We start from the raw sequence: 15,144 nt of genomic DNA on the forward strand, positions 1-15,144 counted from the left end.
TTAGAAAATAATCAACAATCTAATAAAAAACAGTAGATAAAACTTATCTACTGTTTTTTATTATCTATATATGATTTTTAACATTTATAATATGCTTGTTTTTAATATATACTCTAGGAAGTCTAGATTTAAGCATACATGTAACTTCATAATTAATAGTGCCAAGCTTTTCGGCTATATCATCTGCATTATATTTAAGATTATTCTTTTCTCCAAGAAGAATTACTTCATCGCCAATTTTTACATCTGGAATATTTGTGACATCAATCATAAATTGGTCCATGCATATTCGACCTATTATAGGAGCAAATTGATCTTTAATTATGACCTTACCATTTTCACCAAGTTTTCTTATATAGCCATCGGCATAACCAACTGGTATTGTGGCAACAACTGTTTTGTCACTAGTTTTAAATGTTCTGCCGTAGCTTATATACATATCTTTTTCAAGAGTTTTTACATTAGTTATAGTTGCTTTTAAAGTTAAAGCAGGTTTTAAAGCAAGATTACTTTTATTTACTTCGTCTGAAGGGTAATAGCCATAAAGAATTATTCCAGCTCTCACAGCATCTAAATAAGTACTAGGTAAATCAATGATAGCACCACTATTAGCTACATGCTTAAGTGGAATATCTATACCTCTTTTTTCAAGTTCATCTATCACTGACATCATTTTAGTAAATTGCTGATGACTATATTCCTTATCTTTTTCATCGGATGTAGAGAAATGAGTAAAAATTCCTACTACATCAATACCTTCTAAGGAATAAATTTCAGTTATATCATCAATTGATTTCTCATTAGGCAAGAATCCAATTCGTCCCATTCCAGTATCCATGGCAATGTGGATTTTAGCTTTTTTATTAAGGCTTAAGGCTATTTTTGATAGCTCTCTTGCATAATCTAAATCATAAACAGTTTGTTCAATATCATTATTAATAAGCTCTTCACCTAAGTATAGAGGTGTAAAACCTAAAATCATTACAGGTGCAGTTATATTATTTTCTCTTATTTCAAGAGCCTCTGAAATCATTGCAACAGCAAAGCGAGAAACTCCATTTTCCAGCAAGGTTGGAATTATATCTATGACTCCATGCCCATAACAGTTTGCTTTTACCACTGCAATTAAGTCTTTATGGCCAATTAATTGTTTTATGTTTCTTGTATTATAAGCTATTGCATCTAAATCTATTTCAGCCCATGCAGGTCTTAAAATCTTTTTCATTAATAACACCTCATATAAATTTCTAACTCTACAAATAGTATATTATAAATAGGTAATAAAGATAAGAACCACTAATGATATTAATTTAGCTAAGAGTGGTTCTTTTATATATAATATGTAAAATGTAAGAAAAGTGTAGTATAATGTTCTAAAAAAGGATAAAAGAGGGTAAAATTACAAATAATAAATTATTGAAAAGTAGTGTTGGCATAATAATACTATCAGTAGTCATTATAATGATAGCAAATATAATGTTAAAAGTAGACAAACCTGTTTTTTTAGAAAATTATTGTGAATATCCATTAAGTTACTATAAAGATCCATAATATAATGGTTCATATTGTGAACAGTTATTTACATTAAAGTATATAACAAATGTTAATGATAAAAAGACTGTAACTGAAATACAATTTGATGGGTTGGGGGAGAATAACTATGCCTATGCATCTGAATATGAACCTTTTGGTAATTGGATGTATTATGATGCAGGTGAGCTTAATGAAACCATATATGGCATATATAGTGTTAGAGAAGTGACGGTACAATTAATGTTATATTTTGAGAAGGAACCTTTAGATAACATTGTTATTAATAGTGCCACTGTTTATTTTAGTGATGGAAGTCAGCAACAAGTGAATTTAGGTGAAATAATTTTTTATTATGAAAAAGGACTAGATGAAGCAATTAACTATATATCAATTATCTCCTAAGATATATTATATAAATGAAAAAGGTGAGAAGTGGTATATAAGGGGACAAAGTATAAGTTATGAACCATATGAATTTAAGTTTTTAGATATTATAAAGTACCTAAAAGTGTTGGAGGAAATATAAATGATGAAGGGATATAAGAAGATTTTTTGGGGTATGTTTTTATCTATTTTTCATGTGAATTTAGGATATATACGGATTTTACCACCATTTATTGCTTATCTTGTGGTAGTAATTGCTACATTACTAATATGGCATATATGTTTTTTATTTCATATATTAAGGCTAGGGAAAATGAATCTATATGAAATAAAAAGTTAATATTGACACTAAAAGTTAGTTATAATAAAATATGTATAAAATACGAATAATTCTATAAAAAAATCAAATAATATTCGACGGGAAAAGAGGGAATTGTTTTATGATGAAGGATTTAATTTATACTATACCTAAAGAAAAACACACTAAAGAAAATATTAAAGCCATATTAAAAAGTCATTCAGAAATTAAATTTGTTTCATTTGTAGGTGTTGACTTATCAGGAAATGACACAGATGAAAAAATACCAGTAAGTCTTTTTTTAGATGATTTAGAGTCATTTATTAATGGAGTTGCTGTACAGACAGATGGATCTTCTGTTGTACTTCCAGGAATAGCAACTCTTAATAACGCTAAAGTTGATATGATAGCAGATTTAAATGCAAAGTGGTTTGTTGATTATAATTATGATTTTATTGATCCAGAAACCCAAAAACCAATTGGTACATTAAGAATTCCTTGTTTCTTATACCATGATAATAAGGCAGTAGATTCAAGAAATATACTAAGATCTGCCATCGAAACATTTAAGGGAAACCTATGGAATATATTTGATAATCATCCTGAAGTTTTATCTGATTATAATATTTCTAAGGATGATATAGAAGAAATTATAGTTACTTCAGCTACTGAATTAGAATTTTGGGTTAAGACACCAAATGATGTAGCAGAAATAGAACAGCTATCAACATCACAAGAATTACATGAACACTATTGGACTAGAACAAAAGGAAACGTTCGTACAGCATTGGAAGAAACTCTTATATTAATGGAACTTTATGGTTTTGAACCAGAGATGGGTCATAAAGAAGTTGGTGGAGTTAAGGCTAAGTTAAGCTCAAGTGGTGATTTTAATCATATAATGGAACAAATAGAAGTAGATTGGAAATATGCAGATGCTGTTCAAGCAGCAGATAATGAATTATTTGTAAAGATACTTGTACAGGAAACATTCAGAAGAAGAGGATTAGAAGTTACTTTCATGGCAAAACCAATTGATGGAGTAGCAGGTTCTGGAATGCACGTACACTTAGGAGTGAGCTTAAAGCTTAAAGATGGTAAGAGAATAAACTTATTCCATACAAATAAAGAACACTTCTTATCAATTATTGGTTACGGTGCTTTAATGGGAATATTAAAGAACTATGAAGTTATGAATCCATTTATTTCTTCAACTAATAATTCCTTAAAGAGATTAAAACCAGGCTTTGAAGCACCGGTATGTATTGTAACATCACTAGGAATGTCACCAAGTAATCCATCAAGAAATAGAAGTATATTAGTTGGCTTAATAAGAGATTTAGCTAGTCCGTTAGCTACAAGATTTGAACTTAGATCACCAAATCCTCATTCAAATGTATACTTAACAATGGCTACATCTTATATGGCTATGCTTGATGGTATAATATATGCTGTAAATAATAATAAATCTCAAGATGATTTATTAGCTGAAATATCTAAGAAGTCAGGGGAAGAAGCAGAGTATCTAGAAAAAGATAGAGAATATAGAAGTGAAGAAGACGTATTTGAAGCTTTTTCTGATGAAGAAAGAAATAAATACTTTGGTAAGGCTCCAGCAACAATATATGAAAATATCAGTGCTCTTGATAAATATCCAGAAAAGGTGCAAGTGTTAAAGAGAAATGATGTATTAACTGAACAACTGATAAACAGTGTAAAAATGGCAGTAACTAATAGATGGATATTAGAAATAAGCCATAGAGTATTAAATAGTTATGGTGATAAGATAAGAGGATATAAGGCACTTCATTCAGTTGATAAGGCGTTAGATTTAGATATAACTAATTGGACTAATATAAATAATTTAAGAGTGTATTTAATGAAGGACACATATACAAATAAGAGTTTATTTACTAGAATAAAAGAAGCTTTTGATAAGAAAGATTTAGAGCTTGCTTCTAATCTTTATATAGAGCTTGAAGAAAAGATGGAAGAGCTAAGAAAGTTATATTCTTCATATAAGAGAAACTTATTAGACATTTAAGATAATGATGAACTTTTATAGTTCATCATTATTCTATTAAAGAAATGGCATCATATATTTGATTTTGTATAATACTGATTTTATCTTTTTTATCAAGATATAAAATAAATGAATCAGAAAGTTCTTCCATGTATGAGCACATATCTAAAGTAAAGTCTTTGTAATTTACAATGATTAAGCTTTGACTTTGCTCAATGGCTAAAAAAAGTTCTCTTACAAGGTTTTTACCTTCATTAGACAAACAAAGCATAAGATTTTTATCACTTTGTATATCCATAAGTATTTTATAAAATTTATTTAAGACATTAAATAAAGTATGATACTCTTCAGTGGAATTTAAATCTTTAATATTTTTTATATTTTCATCAACAACGGTTTTAATATTTGACCATAGGAGTTCAGATAATAAATCATCATTATTGGAGATACTCATAGAATCCCTCCTTAAAAATATAATACTTTCCTATAAATATTTATTATCCTAAAATTTCAAAAAATATACCTTATTTATAAAATATTACAATAAAAGTTTGTTTATAAAAGAACTTGTGAAAGTTGGGAATTTAAAGTAAGATATATAAAGATAAAAGTAGGAGTGAAAGAAATGCAAAATGTAGATGAAATATTAGCTATGAATAAAAAATTAGCATGTAAGAAAGAAATTAAATTTACTTTAGATGGATGTTTATCTGATTTAACTAAGGATAGATTAAGTAAAATAGCAGCTTCATATGAGATTCCTCAGAGATCTAAAATGAAGAAGGATCAATTGGTGGAGGCAATTAAGATAACAATGATGGAACCTTCAGTACTAATTGATAAATTAAATGGTTTTGCTAAGGAAAATCTTCAGTTATTAGATAGCTTAAAGAATAAAGAATATATAGTTTCAACTGAAAATTCTTTATTAAGTTATGTACCATTATTAAATTATGGTGTAATATTTACATATTTAAAAGATGAAGATGTTCTTATGGTAATGCCAAAAGAAGTTAAAGAAGCATTAAATAATGTGAGTAATGATGAAGATAGCGAAAGATATATTGAAGTAGTAAAGTATATTGTAGCCTTTGCTGAAGCTTATGGTGTATATGAGCCAGAGATACTTGTAGAAACTTTTAATATTCATAATGAAGAAAAATTATCATTAGAGGAGTTTGACAGTATATTTGAAAAGTATGCAACTTCTAGTAAGATAGTAAAAAGATATAAAGAATACATTATTGAAAGTATTTTACTATATAACCTAGAATCTTTAGAGCAATTGCTTGAAAAGAGAAAGGAAATAAAAGAGTACTATAAATTAGATAAAGAAAAGGTAGAAGCATATAGTAAGGAATTCCATTGTCATATGACTGAAGCACATACAGGCCTTTATGATACATTCTTAAAATTATGTGCCAATAAGGTCATAGCAGATAAATTATTTGAAGATATCTGTGGACCATTAGTATTTTCTGATGTAAATATACAATATATAATAGCTGAATTAAAGAAGAGAAATATTCAGTTTAATACTATGGCTGAGTTCCAAAAGGTTGTAACTCAAATTCAAAAGGTAAATAAGAATACAAGAAAGTGGAGTCTTAAAGGATATACAGAAAATGAATTAGCTTTAATTCCAAGTAAGAAGCTTTTAGGAAGAAATGAACCTTGTTTATGTGGTAGTGGAAGAAAATATAAGAAATGTTGTGGAAGATAAATTTGAAAGAGTTATTGGCTGACAATAACTCTTTTTTTTTGTATAGATGTATAAAAATGTATTTTTTTTCATAATAATGAGTAAAGTAATAGTTAGATAGATCTTATCTAATAATTAATAAGGAGCGGATTATATGAAGAAAAGTGTAAACGCCACTATTGATACTTTAATACGATGGAAAAGCATATATAGCCTTATTGGATACACAGAAGATTTAGAGATAATAAATAGTACTATTGATATTTTGAAAAATTATGATAAGGCTATAAAAAGCAAAGAGAAAGAAAAATTAAGAAAGTAGAGGTTAATAAAGTTGAATTACCATGGGTTATACTGTAATGAAAGTATAAGGAAAATGATATACAAAAAAAGAAGATTGTTAAAAAGGTTCAAGGAAAATTAGTTTACTTGAACCTTTTTATTATTTTTAAATATCATTAAGGGAAAGATTTGAATCAACATTGGAAAGCTCAATGTTGAATTTTTTATGTTCTAAGAATATATTAAGTTTTCTTTCAGGAATATTATTACTTTGAGGAAGAAAACTAATTTTAAAAATTATATTAGAATCTATCTTTTCAGCAATAAGATTCCATTTATCATTATTATTAAATATTGCACTAAGGGAGCCTAAATTTACTTCATATCTAGTAGGAATAGCATATCTAAAAATTATGTTTTTAATGGGGGAAGTTCCTATATTCTCAACAGTTATAAGGCTTTTATTGGGATTTGTATTTATCTTAAGTAATGATTGTTTAAAAGTTATACAGTTCTTAAATGTAGTAATATTATTGAATTTTTCATATGGGAAAAATTTTATAGTACTTTTTATAGCTTTTTCTTGTAAATTTGCAAAGTTAATCTTTAAATTAAATTTTATATTTAATTTATCATTTGATTTTAAATATGAAAGATTCATAAGATTTTTTTCTGCAGATTCATTGATATAAACTTCAGAGGTATCAATATTTATTAAGGAACAAGGTATAAATTCAAAGATGTCATCATTATTAAATTTAATTTTATGAAGCATAATATAATTTAGGATTTTATAATGAAGATAAAACAAAATCTTCTTCCATAAAGATATTAGATCATATTAAGTTAAAAGCTATAGGGGAAGATGGAGAAAATATAAAAAGTATTAGTAGTGAAAATAATGCTGGAAATGGTGGAGCTGCAATTTATCTTAATGATAATGATTATTTCATTAAAAGTAGTGATGCTCATATGTGTTTAATTGGCGGAAATGGTGGAAAATGCATTGGGGAATATAGCAGTTGAAAATGTGGTGATGGTGGACCAGCCATAAAAATTAATGGTGGAATAATAAATATACTAGCGACAGCATCATTAAAAGGCGGTAATGGAGGAAACCTTATTAATGGCGATGAAACATCCATAGAATTACAATTAGGAAATATTAAAGGAATAGTAGGCAGTGGAGGTGTAGGAGGATGTAATGAACCACCATGTAAAGATGGTGAAAATGGTAAGGATATTGTAGGGGAAAAAATAATAGTGAAGGAAGATTTAGAAGAAATTAATGATGAAGGAAACATAGAGGGGGATATTTTAGAAGAAGTATATAATTATGTTACTAAAGAAGAAAATGAGAAAGAAGAGGAAGAACTAGTAGAGAAAAGTGAAGAAATATATGAAATCTTAACAAATGATATAATTACCAATAAAGAAGAAGAGACAGGTTTAGAGGTTTGTAAAAAAGAAAATCTAAAAGATCATTTGTTTTAGCCAATAAGTCTATATAAACAATTTCTCCAGAAAATTCTGCTTGATGTGAATAAGTTATAGTAGCTGTCTTTGTACCATCTGGATTTTCAACAAAAGTAACAGTATCTATTAAATTTTCTATTATATTATCTGAAGTATGGAAAAATGTTGTGACACTATCATTTATACTTGTAGGATCTGTAGGATCAAACACTAAATCTAAAGATGAAGGTACTGTGGATAAAAAATATAACTGAAATATTTACTTCCAGTTATATTTTTTATTTTAGTTAATTAAGAGTATCTATACTGATGACGTTAAGCTGACTTTTTATGGCGTCATATTGAGTTTTTAATTCTGATAGTTCATTATTCATTATAGAAAGTGAATTTTCTAATGATTTAATATTATTAGAGGTTGCTTCCAAATGGTTTTTAAAATTTTGCAAATCAGAGGAAGAATCAGTTTTTAAGCTAAGAAGTTGGTTATTAATAGTTGTAATAGTAGTATTAACTTTTTCACTTAGCTCTTTCATATCATTTAAAGTAGTTTTTTCTTTTACTTCAATTTCCGCTAAGTGATTAACAATGGAAGCAATGGTTTCATCATTTTCATTTAAAGTGTTTTTTAATATATCGTCATTAAGCTTTAAAGTATTTATGATATCATTAAAAGCATCTAATTTTTCTTCTAAATTTGAAATCTTACTGGAAAGTTCAGAATTAGTATCAGAAGCTTGCGGAACAAGAATATTGTCAGCAGTAGCTTTCACCAAGGATTCTAAAGATGAGTACTTGGTATTAAGATCTTCAACTGAAGTTTTTAAATCTGTAAGCATTGAAGTATCAATACTGTTTTCAATAGTATTTTTAGATGGTAAATTTTTAGAAATCTCAGTTGGTATATTTGTCACTATCTTATCAGTATTTTCTGGAGCAGTATTAACTTTGTTAGATACTGTTTCAATGGTTATATAAGGGGGATTAACTGAGTTACTACTTAAAAACTGAAGCATGGATGTATATTTTTCTTGTGAACTTTCTAAGGCAATACCATAAAAGTTATTATTGGTATTTTTTATTATATAAGTAATATCTAGTTCCATATATTTTCCTACATCTGAAGGATTTACAGAAAAGTTTAATGAATTAAAATTGTTTATTTCAGGCCTATTGTTCCAATTAGCTGTATAGCCCATAAATGGTGATGTAAGTGTGGAAATTTTAAAGTTTGCCTGCATATTATTATATACACGGATATTATTTAAAAAGATATTTAAGCTTATCTTCTTTATGTTGTCTACATCAACAAGAGGCAATGAAAAATTTAATAATGTCTTATAAATATCATAAGTATATAAATTAACATAAAATACACCACTTAATAAAAATTCATTTTTAAAAAATGTATTATTGTTTCTAAGTTTCTCTACATATGTGCAAGAAAGATTAGTTATTTTAATTATATCACTCAAAGTCAAAATCCTTTCTAATTATTAATAGTCACATTTATAATATGAAAATCATCAGCATTAAGTTCAAGTTAATTAAATAATAGGAGAGATAGGGTTTTTAAAAGTATAAAAAATAGATGGATAGCTAATGGCTTTATTATTGCTATTATATTGGCAACGATAAAAAGGTTTAAAATCTGCTTGTTTATTTTCCAGTGGAGTACTCCAAGTCTTACCTGAGTTTTTTGATTTACAGGTGAGAAGAACAGTACCTTCTATCCATTGCAGGTAAAGAGTAGAGTTTTTTACTAATAGGTTAGGAAATGAACATATTGTTTTTTTATTTAAATGTATGTATTGGTGATTAAGAACAGAAATGTTATCAGTAGCTTCATTAAAATACATACAATAATATTTATTATTATTTGCTTCTGCAAATGTTATATGATACTGCTTGTTAGTAGTTTTTAAGATAGATAAATAGACTTTTTCTCTTTTAGTCATTGTAATAGGTATAGCCTCTGTCCACTTTTTATCAGCTAAGTTAAAGGTGGATAAGAAAATTTCAGAGCATTTATTAATTTTTTTTAAGAAAAAAATAGTAGGAATATCATTATCCCATGAAACTGAGAAATTAGTAAGAAGGAAGTAATTTAAAGTGCTAATAGTTGATTTATACCATGTAGTACCATCGTAATAAAAGTGAAATAAAGTACAGTAATTAGTTTTAGAAACATTAACTAGATAGAAGAATACATGAATGATATTATGAGGAAATTTTTTTATATATGGAAATTTAACAGAGTTTTTCCGTCCATTAAATGTTAATATATCTGTTTTAATAATATATTGATCATTTGAATAAATATATATCAAAGAACCTCTTTTACTATTTATAAGACCATATATAGAATCATTTTTATCAATATCAAAATAAGTATCTGCAAAGCTTTGGGAGCCTGAAATTATCTTTTTTGAAGAAATAATATTAAATTTATTATCATAATTATTGAGAGAAACTCCATTTATAAGAGAAATTTCACTGACATTTTTATTTGATTTTATCAAATAAGTTTTAAATTCTTTCTCAAAGGACATATGAACCCCCTAATATATATTTATATAATATAGCATATGAAGTAAATATAAATAGTTGAAATCATAAAAATAATAAGTTTATCCATATATTTATTAAAAAACTTATTATTTTTTTATGGGGAACAAATAATTCCTTTTTTCATAGTATGAAATATAAAAAATGTCATAAATGATTGTTGGAAAATAGAGGAAAACAATGAGCGATTATAGAAAAAGTATGAATAGTGATTGTGAAGAGGCAACAGTAGTAGAGCCTTGTGGTGAGGATAACTATAAAGACAATTGTGATCCAGTATATTCAGAAGAATTAGAAGTTGAGTGTGGAAATATAGATACTGCAGATTGTGTAGCTATTTTAGCAGAAAAAATCTTTGATTGTACTACATTGCAAAACTTGCAATTTATAGACAAAGAGCATAATTTTACAATAGATAGCTACGTAGAAGATGATCCAAGATACTGTTATAGAGATGGTGATTCTGTATGTATAGATTCAATTTCTCTTTGTTATGATCATATAGGAATTAAAGATGATGCAGCAGAAGAAAATGCTGAAGCAGACTGTAATGATGATGGAAATATAACAATAAGTTATAACTTAAAAAATAGATGCTTAGAAGCTAGTGTAGGATCAGGATATGTAGCAGGAGATACTGTATTATATGATGAATTTGAAGGAGTAATATCTAATTCAGATACTAGAAGATGTAATTCTGAATCTACTACTGAAACACCAGTAACAAAAGCTAGAGTATTTAAGGCTGGAATTAATTATTATGCTCATAATTTATGTTTAAAAATAAGAGGAAGAATAGGTTGTAGAAGATTTACAGGTACAGCTCAAATAGAAGCTGATGACGATGGAATAACTAAAATAACTTCAGCATCAGATGAAGGATTAAATTTCTGCCCTGTTAATTTATATGGAAGAATCAGTAGACCAGCTGATACAAAAGCTAAATTAAAGGTTGAGCTTGATACTTGTTTATCAGCAGATTGTGTAGAAACTAATGATTTATTCGATTCAAGTAATAGTGATGAAGAAGGAAATCCACAGATTACAGCTGTAGTAGGATATTCATTCTTAGTAAATCATAAATTACGACATACAACAGAGGAAGAATTAGCTGTATTTGTAAGTCGTAATGGTGTAAGAGGTAATGAGCCTGATAATGATTCAGATTGCATAGACTAAATTTCACATATAAATAATAAAAATTAATACACAAATGCTATAAGGTGATATTAAAAATAAGGCGATTTAAAGAAAATTTAAATCGTCTTTTTTTGTCTTATTTTGTAAACGAATTATAAGGAAATACATAGTATAAAGTATAAAACTAATGAGTTAAAAAACTTTATGATAATAACGGGAGGAACCTTAAAAATGAAATATAATTGCAATGATGAAGAAGTTATGGAAAGATGCGGAACTGAGAGAAACATGAAGGATAATTGTGAAACAGAGCCAGGAGAAGAAATAGAAGTTGAATGTGGAAGCATAGATGATGCAGTTTGTGTTGGTATTTTAGTTGATAAAGTATTTGATTGTGCAACTGGACAACAATGTCCACAATATTCAAATAAAGACGAAGAATTTACTTTAACAGGAGATTCTTCTTGGAGAAGAGGCGGATATGAAGAAGGTGCTTCTATTTGTATAGATTCAATTGGATTATGTTATGATTATATTGGACTACAAGATGAAATGCCAAGAGTAGAGGGTGGACAAATAACTGTTAAATATGATGCAATTCCTAAAGAATTTACTTCAGTAGAAGGTACAGAATTTAATCATCCAAATGGAGAAACTTTATATACTGAATTTGAAGGATCAGTTTCAAAAACTCCTTGTTCATTTAGAAGTAATAATTCAGATGATGACGAAGCAGTAAAAAGAACAGTATTTAAAGGAAACATTCCTTTCCATGCTGCTAATCTAAAAGTAATGATTTCAGGAAGAATTGGATGTAAGAAATTTACAGCTACGAAAGAATATGATGATATAGTTGAAATTACTAAATCAGATGAAGAAGGTGGATTAAACTTTTCACCAGCTAGCCTTTATACTAGAGTAAGTGCTCCTAGTGATGGAAGAATTGTTAAGAGTAATATAAGATTTGATGCATGCTTAGCAGTTGAATGTGCAACAACTGATGATGTATATTCAGAAGATAATGATGGTATAATTCGTGCTAACGTTAACTACTCATTTGTAACAAGTGGAAGAGTACGTCATACTACAAATGAAGAAATAGCAGTATTCACAAATCCTAATGGCGTTGAATGTAGAGAACCTGATAATGATTCTTCATGTTTATAAAAAATAAAATATAAAAGATAAAAAGTTATTGCAATTTGTAATAATTATAATTAAAAGTGGGTTAATAAAAATTAACTCACTTTTTAAAAGCAAAAAATATATAACATATTAAAAAATATGAACAATTTTTTTTATTTCTCATAGTATATAGTATAAAACAAAAGAATAATAAAAAATGTACAAAGGAGAAATTTGTTATGAATAATTGTGTAAAGAAAAATGGAAAACCTCACTCAGAATTAGTTTGTACTGATGAACCAGGGCTTGCTTTATTAAAGAGCAAGACTGTTCCAATAGTTGACCGTGATATAGCGCTAAATATAATAGGGACAGATAGAACAAAATTAGCTGAAATATCAATCGACACATCAAAATTAAATAATCCTACAATTTTAGTTATGTTCTCAGGATTATACGTTCCATTTGCAGCAATTCATCTTGGAGCAAGAATAACATTATATAAACAGACAGGAATTAAAAATAATAAAAAATGCTGTTCACAAAGAGACGATAATGGAGATAGAGGAGATGTATTACTATCACATCCACTAAGAGCAATACAAATTAATTTAAGTGAAGATGATTTTGTTTTTACAGCAGATCAATTCTCTTATATGTATACAGATGCAGTAGGAAATTATGGAGTTTCAGACGTATGTGATGAAGATTCTGGCATAGTAAGATATTCTCTTTATTTAGAGAGAGGTCCAGAGATTAATATAGATGGAGATTTAAAGAATATAACTTTAGCAGCTTTAGCAGTCGAAAAGAATTAGTTTTTATAATAAAAAAGATAATAATTTAATAGGAGCCATTTATATGGCTCCTTTTTAGCTTATTATGAAATATAAGAATTATATATGTTATCAATTAAGTTTTTTATGGCTGTACCTATTTGTGGATAAGCACCATCTTTTAAGTTAGCCAGAGACACTCTAATAGACCATTTTGAAGAAGCAAAGCCATCACCATTTAGTAAGATTACTCCATGCTCCTTGGCCAAATCATATAGCACATCAAAAGTGCTATAGTTTTCTTTTATGTGCTGTGCAAAAGTGTTGCCGTATTTCATTGAAGCTATATCTAATATGTTTAATTCAGTATAATAAGCTGCATCATGTCGGCTTTTTTCATATTCAAGCTCTAGTCCGTTAAATAATAAGTCTTTTCTGCTTTTGCAGATATCCTTTGTAAGTTGTTTATAAGTATTTTCCTTATCTATTAAAGCAAATAGTGAGAAAAATGCCATTTGTACTTGTTGTGGTGTAGAAAGTCCAGCAGTATGATTTAAGGCAACTTGTCTGCTGTCAGCCACTAATCTATCCATAAATGAAAGCTCAGTGGGATTTTGGCATAAATGTTTGTAACGTTCATTTAATTCATTTTTCATAGCTGGTGATAGCTTTTTTATAAGGTCATTAAAGATATTTTTTTCATTTAAAAAGATAGTTCCTAGTCTCCAGCCAGTTACACCAAAATATTTTGAGTATGAATAAACACCTAAAGTATTATATGGTAGTTCACTAACTAATGAATTGAAGTTATCAACAAATGTACAGTATACATCATCAGTAACTATCATTAACTCAGGATTATGTTCTTTAACTACAGAAATAAGGTTATCTTTACAATCTCTGCTTAAAGCAATGGAAGCAGGATTATTTGGGTTTACCACAAATAATACCTTGATATTTTTATCTTTAAGTTTATTTAATTCTTCTTTGGGATACTGCCATGTTGGATTTCCATTTTCATCTACCTCATTGGCTTTAATATTTATAACATTAAACTTATAGTTAGGTAAATGAGGTATTTCTAAATAAGGTGTGAATATAGGAGTCATTAAAGCAATGGTATCACCAGATTTTAAAAGGTTATTTACCACTAATGAATCGAATATATAGCACATTGCAGCAGTACCACCTTCTACAGCAAATACTTCAAAATTACTTTCAAATTTCTTGTTTTGGCATAACTCCTTCATTAAATAATTATGTACAATTTTTTCAATATGTATTAGCATTCTATCTGGCACAGGATAATTATCACCAATAATTCCATCAGTAAGTTCATAAATATACTCATCAGCATCAAAGTTCATTTCTTCAATACCATATTTTAAAATATTAGCTAATAATTCAATAGCAGACGTTTCAGGTGAATTTTCTAAAAATTCCTTAAATCTTTTAGAAATATTTTTCTTTTCAGGCATTCCTGCCAAATCATCTTTGCACCAAGTTCTTTGCGTTTCTTTTATAGCAAATTGACCAAATGTAAAAAATGCTTCTCTTGGAGTGGAAGCTGTCCAATTGGGATTTCCCCTTCCAGCATCAAGAATATCATCATTGTTTGCTTTTGCCAGACGTATCAATTTATCTTTAAATTCAAAGGGGCTTATTTGGCCATAAACTTTTCGCAATTCATCCTTTTGTAAATTCATTATCAATATCTCCTAACTTTAGTGTGATAAAGTATATTTTATCAATTAATTTTCAAAAACACAAATATCCACTGAGTAAAATAAAAAAATAATAATAATATGTAGAAAAAATTAATAAGTTGTTGATATATATG

The 15,144-nt window shown here is 27.7% G+C and carries 15 protein-coding genes; 9 read left to right on the plus strand and 6 right to left on the minus strand.

Annotated features, from left to right (window positions below; all coding sequences use genetic code 11):
• Positions 1–64: 64 nt before the first annotated feature.
• A complete protein-coding gene (gene alr, locus Q5O44_RS03935; protein ID WP_022167087.1) occupies positions 65–1,225 on the minus strand; it encodes an alanine racemase in 1,161 nt (386 codons plus the stop codon).
• A gap of 419 nt (positions 1,226–1,644) precedes the next feature.
• Here alr and Q5O44_RS03940 point away from each other — a divergent pair, with 419 nt between their 5' ends.
• From Q5O44_RS03940 to Q5O44_RS03950, 3 genes are all read left to right on the plus strand, one after another.
• Entirely contained in the window at positions 1,645–1,935 is a 291-nt protein-coding gene (locus tag Q5O44_RS03940; protein ID WP_022167088.1) for a hypothetical protein, read from the plus strand.
• A gap of 124 nt (positions 1,936–2,059) precedes the next feature.
• A complete protein-coding gene (locus Q5O44_RS03945) occupies positions 2,060–2,257 on the plus strand; it encodes a hypothetical protein (RefSeq protein WP_022167090.1) in 198 nt (65 codons plus the stop codon).
• A gap of 100 nt (positions 2,258–2,357) precedes the next feature.
• Positions 2,358–4,259, plus strand: coding sequence for a glutamine synthetase (locus Q5O44_RS03950; protein ID WP_022167091.1), 1,902 nt, complete (start codon positions 2,358–2,360; stop codon positions 4,257–4,259).
• Between the two features lie 28 nt (positions 4,260–4,287).
• Here the strand turns inward: Q5O44_RS03950 and Q5O44_RS03955 are convergent, their stop codons facing one another.
• Positions 4,288–4,692, minus strand: a complete 405-nt coding sequence (locus tag Q5O44_RS03955; RefSeq protein WP_022167092.1) for a hypothetical protein — start codon at positions 4,690–4,692, stop codon at positions 4,288–4,290.
• 171 nt (positions 4,693–4,863) lie between these two features.
• Between Q5O44_RS03955 and Q5O44_RS03960 the strand changes: the two genes are divergently transcribed.
• Positions 4,864–5,961: an SEC-C metal-binding domain-containing protein gene (locus Q5O44_RS03960; RefSeq protein WP_022167093.1), complete on the plus strand. Its 1,098-nt coding sequence runs from the start codon at positions 4,864–4,866 to the stop codon at positions 5,959–5,961.
• Between the two features lie 133 nt (positions 5,962–6,094).
• Entirely contained in the window at positions 6,095–6,262 is a 168-nt protein-coding gene (locus Q5O44_RS03965; RefSeq protein WP_022167094.1) for a hypothetical protein, read from the plus strand.
• 126 nt (positions 6,263–6,388) lie between these two features.
• Here Q5O44_RS03965 and Q5O44_RS03970 read toward each other — a convergent pair whose 3' ends face one another.
• Positions 6,389–6,883 (minus strand): hypothetical protein, encoded by a 495-nt coding sequence (locus Q5O44_RS03970; protein ID WP_302637357.1) that lies wholly within the window; start codon positions 6,881–6,883, stop codon positions 6,389–6,391.
• Between the two features lie 602 nt (positions 6,884–7,485).
• Here Q5O44_RS03970 and Q5O44_RS03975 point away from each other — a divergent pair.
• Positions 7,486–7,716 carry a hypothetical protein gene (locus Q5O44_RS03975; protein ID WP_022167096.1) on the plus strand — a complete coding sequence of 77 codons (231 nt, stop codon included), beginning with the start codon at positions 7,486–7,488 and terminating at the stop codon, positions 7,714–7,716.
• Positions 7,717–7,985: 269 nt separating this feature from the next.
• On the opposite strand, the gene Q5O44_RS03980 is transcribed toward Q5O44_RS03975, so the two are convergent.
• On the minus strand, positions 7,986–9,170 hold the full coding sequence (locus Q5O44_RS03980) for a DNRLRE domain-containing protein (protein WP_022167098.1): 1,185 nt from the start codon (positions 9,168–9,170) through the stop codon (positions 7,986–7,988).
• 72 nt (positions 9,171–9,242) lie between these two features.
• Positions 9,243–10,247 carry a hypothetical protein gene (locus tag Q5O44_RS03985; protein ID WP_022167099.1) on the minus strand — a complete coding sequence of 335 codons (1,005 nt, stop codon included), beginning with the start codon at positions 10,245–10,247 and terminating at the stop codon, positions 9,243–9,245.
• Between the two features lie 196 nt (positions 10,248–10,443).
• On the opposite strand from Q5O44_RS03985, the gene Q5O44_RS03990 reads away from it, so the two are divergent.
• From Q5O44_RS03990 to Q5O44_RS04000, 3 genes are all read left to right on the plus strand, one after another.
• Complete coding sequence (locus Q5O44_RS03990) at positions 10,444–11,442, plus strand: hypothetical protein (RefSeq protein WP_022167100.1); 999 nt, start codon at positions 10,444–10,446, stop codon at positions 11,440–11,442.
• A gap of 192 nt (positions 11,443–11,634) precedes the next feature.
• Entirely contained in the window at positions 11,635–12,570 is a 936-nt protein-coding gene (locus Q5O44_RS03995) for a hypothetical protein (protein WP_022167101.1), read from the plus strand.
• 197 nt (positions 12,571–12,767) lie between these two features.
• The gene (locus Q5O44_RS04000) at positions 12,768–13,346 is read left to right on the plus strand and encodes a hypothetical protein (RefSeq protein ID WP_022167102.1); all 579 of its coding nucleotides are present in this window, start codon (positions 12,768–12,770) and stop codon (positions 13,344–13,346) included.
• 62 nt (positions 13,347–13,408) lie between these two features.
• Here Q5O44_RS04000 and aspD read toward each other — a convergent pair whose 3' ends face one another.
• Positions 13,409–15,010: an aspartate 4-decarboxylase gene (gene aspD, locus Q5O44_RS04005; RefSeq protein ID WP_022167103.1), complete on the minus strand. Its 1,602-nt coding sequence runs from the start codon at positions 15,008–15,010 to the stop codon at positions 13,409–13,411.
• Positions 15,011–15,144: the final 134 nt, after the last annotated feature.

The organism is Clostridium sp. CAG:221 (assembly GCA_000435835.1).
GTDB lineage: Bacteria > Bacillota > Clostridia > Clostridiales > Clostridiaceae > Clostridium.

Coding starts and splice junctions, on each gene's coding strand:
- Q5O44_RS03945 (WP_022167090.1), top strand. CDS start 2,060: ATGATGAAGGGATATAAGAAGATTTTTTGGGGTATGTTTTTATCTATT.
- Q5O44_RS03970 (WP_302637357.1), bottom strand. CDS start 6,883: ATGAATCTTTCATATTTAAAATCAAATGATAAATTAAATATAAAATTT.
- Q5O44_RS03995 (WP_022167101.1), top strand. CDS start 11,635: ATGAAATATAATTGCAATGATGAAGAAGTTATGGAAAGATGCGGAACT.
- Q5O44_RS03950 (WP_022167091.1), top strand. CDS start 2,358: ATGATGAAGGATTTAATTTATACTATACCTAAAGAAAAACACACTAAA.
- aspD (WP_022167103.1), bottom strand. CDS start 15,010: ATGAATTTACAAAAGGATGAATTGCGAAAAGTTTATGGCCAAATAAGC.
- Q5O44_RS03965 (WP_022167094.1), top strand. CDS start 6,095: ATGAAGAAAAGTGTAAACGCCACTATTGATACTTTAATACGATGGAAA.
- Q5O44_RS03955 (WP_022167092.1), bottom strand. CDS start 4,692: ATGAGTATCTCCAATAATGATGATTTATTATCTGAACTCCTATGGTCA.
- Q5O44_RS03985 (WP_022167099.1), bottom strand. CDS start 10,247: ATGTCCTTTGAGAAAGAATTTAAAACTTATTTGATAAAATCAAATAAA.
- Q5O44_RS03990 (WP_022167100.1), top strand. CDS start 10,444: ATGAGCGATTATAGAAAAAGTATGAATAGTGATTGTGAAGAGGCAACA.
- Q5O44_RS04000 (WP_022167102.1), top strand. CDS start 12,768: ATGAATAATTGTGTAAAGAAAAATGGAAAACCTCACTCAGAATTAGTT.
- Q5O44_RS03960 (WP_022167093.1), top strand. CDS start 4,864: ATGCAAAATGTAGATGAAATATTAGCTATGAATAAAAAATTAGCATGT.
- alr (WP_022167087.1), bottom strand. CDS start 1,225: ATGAAAAAGATTTTAAGACCTGCATGGGCTGAAATAGATTTAGATGCA.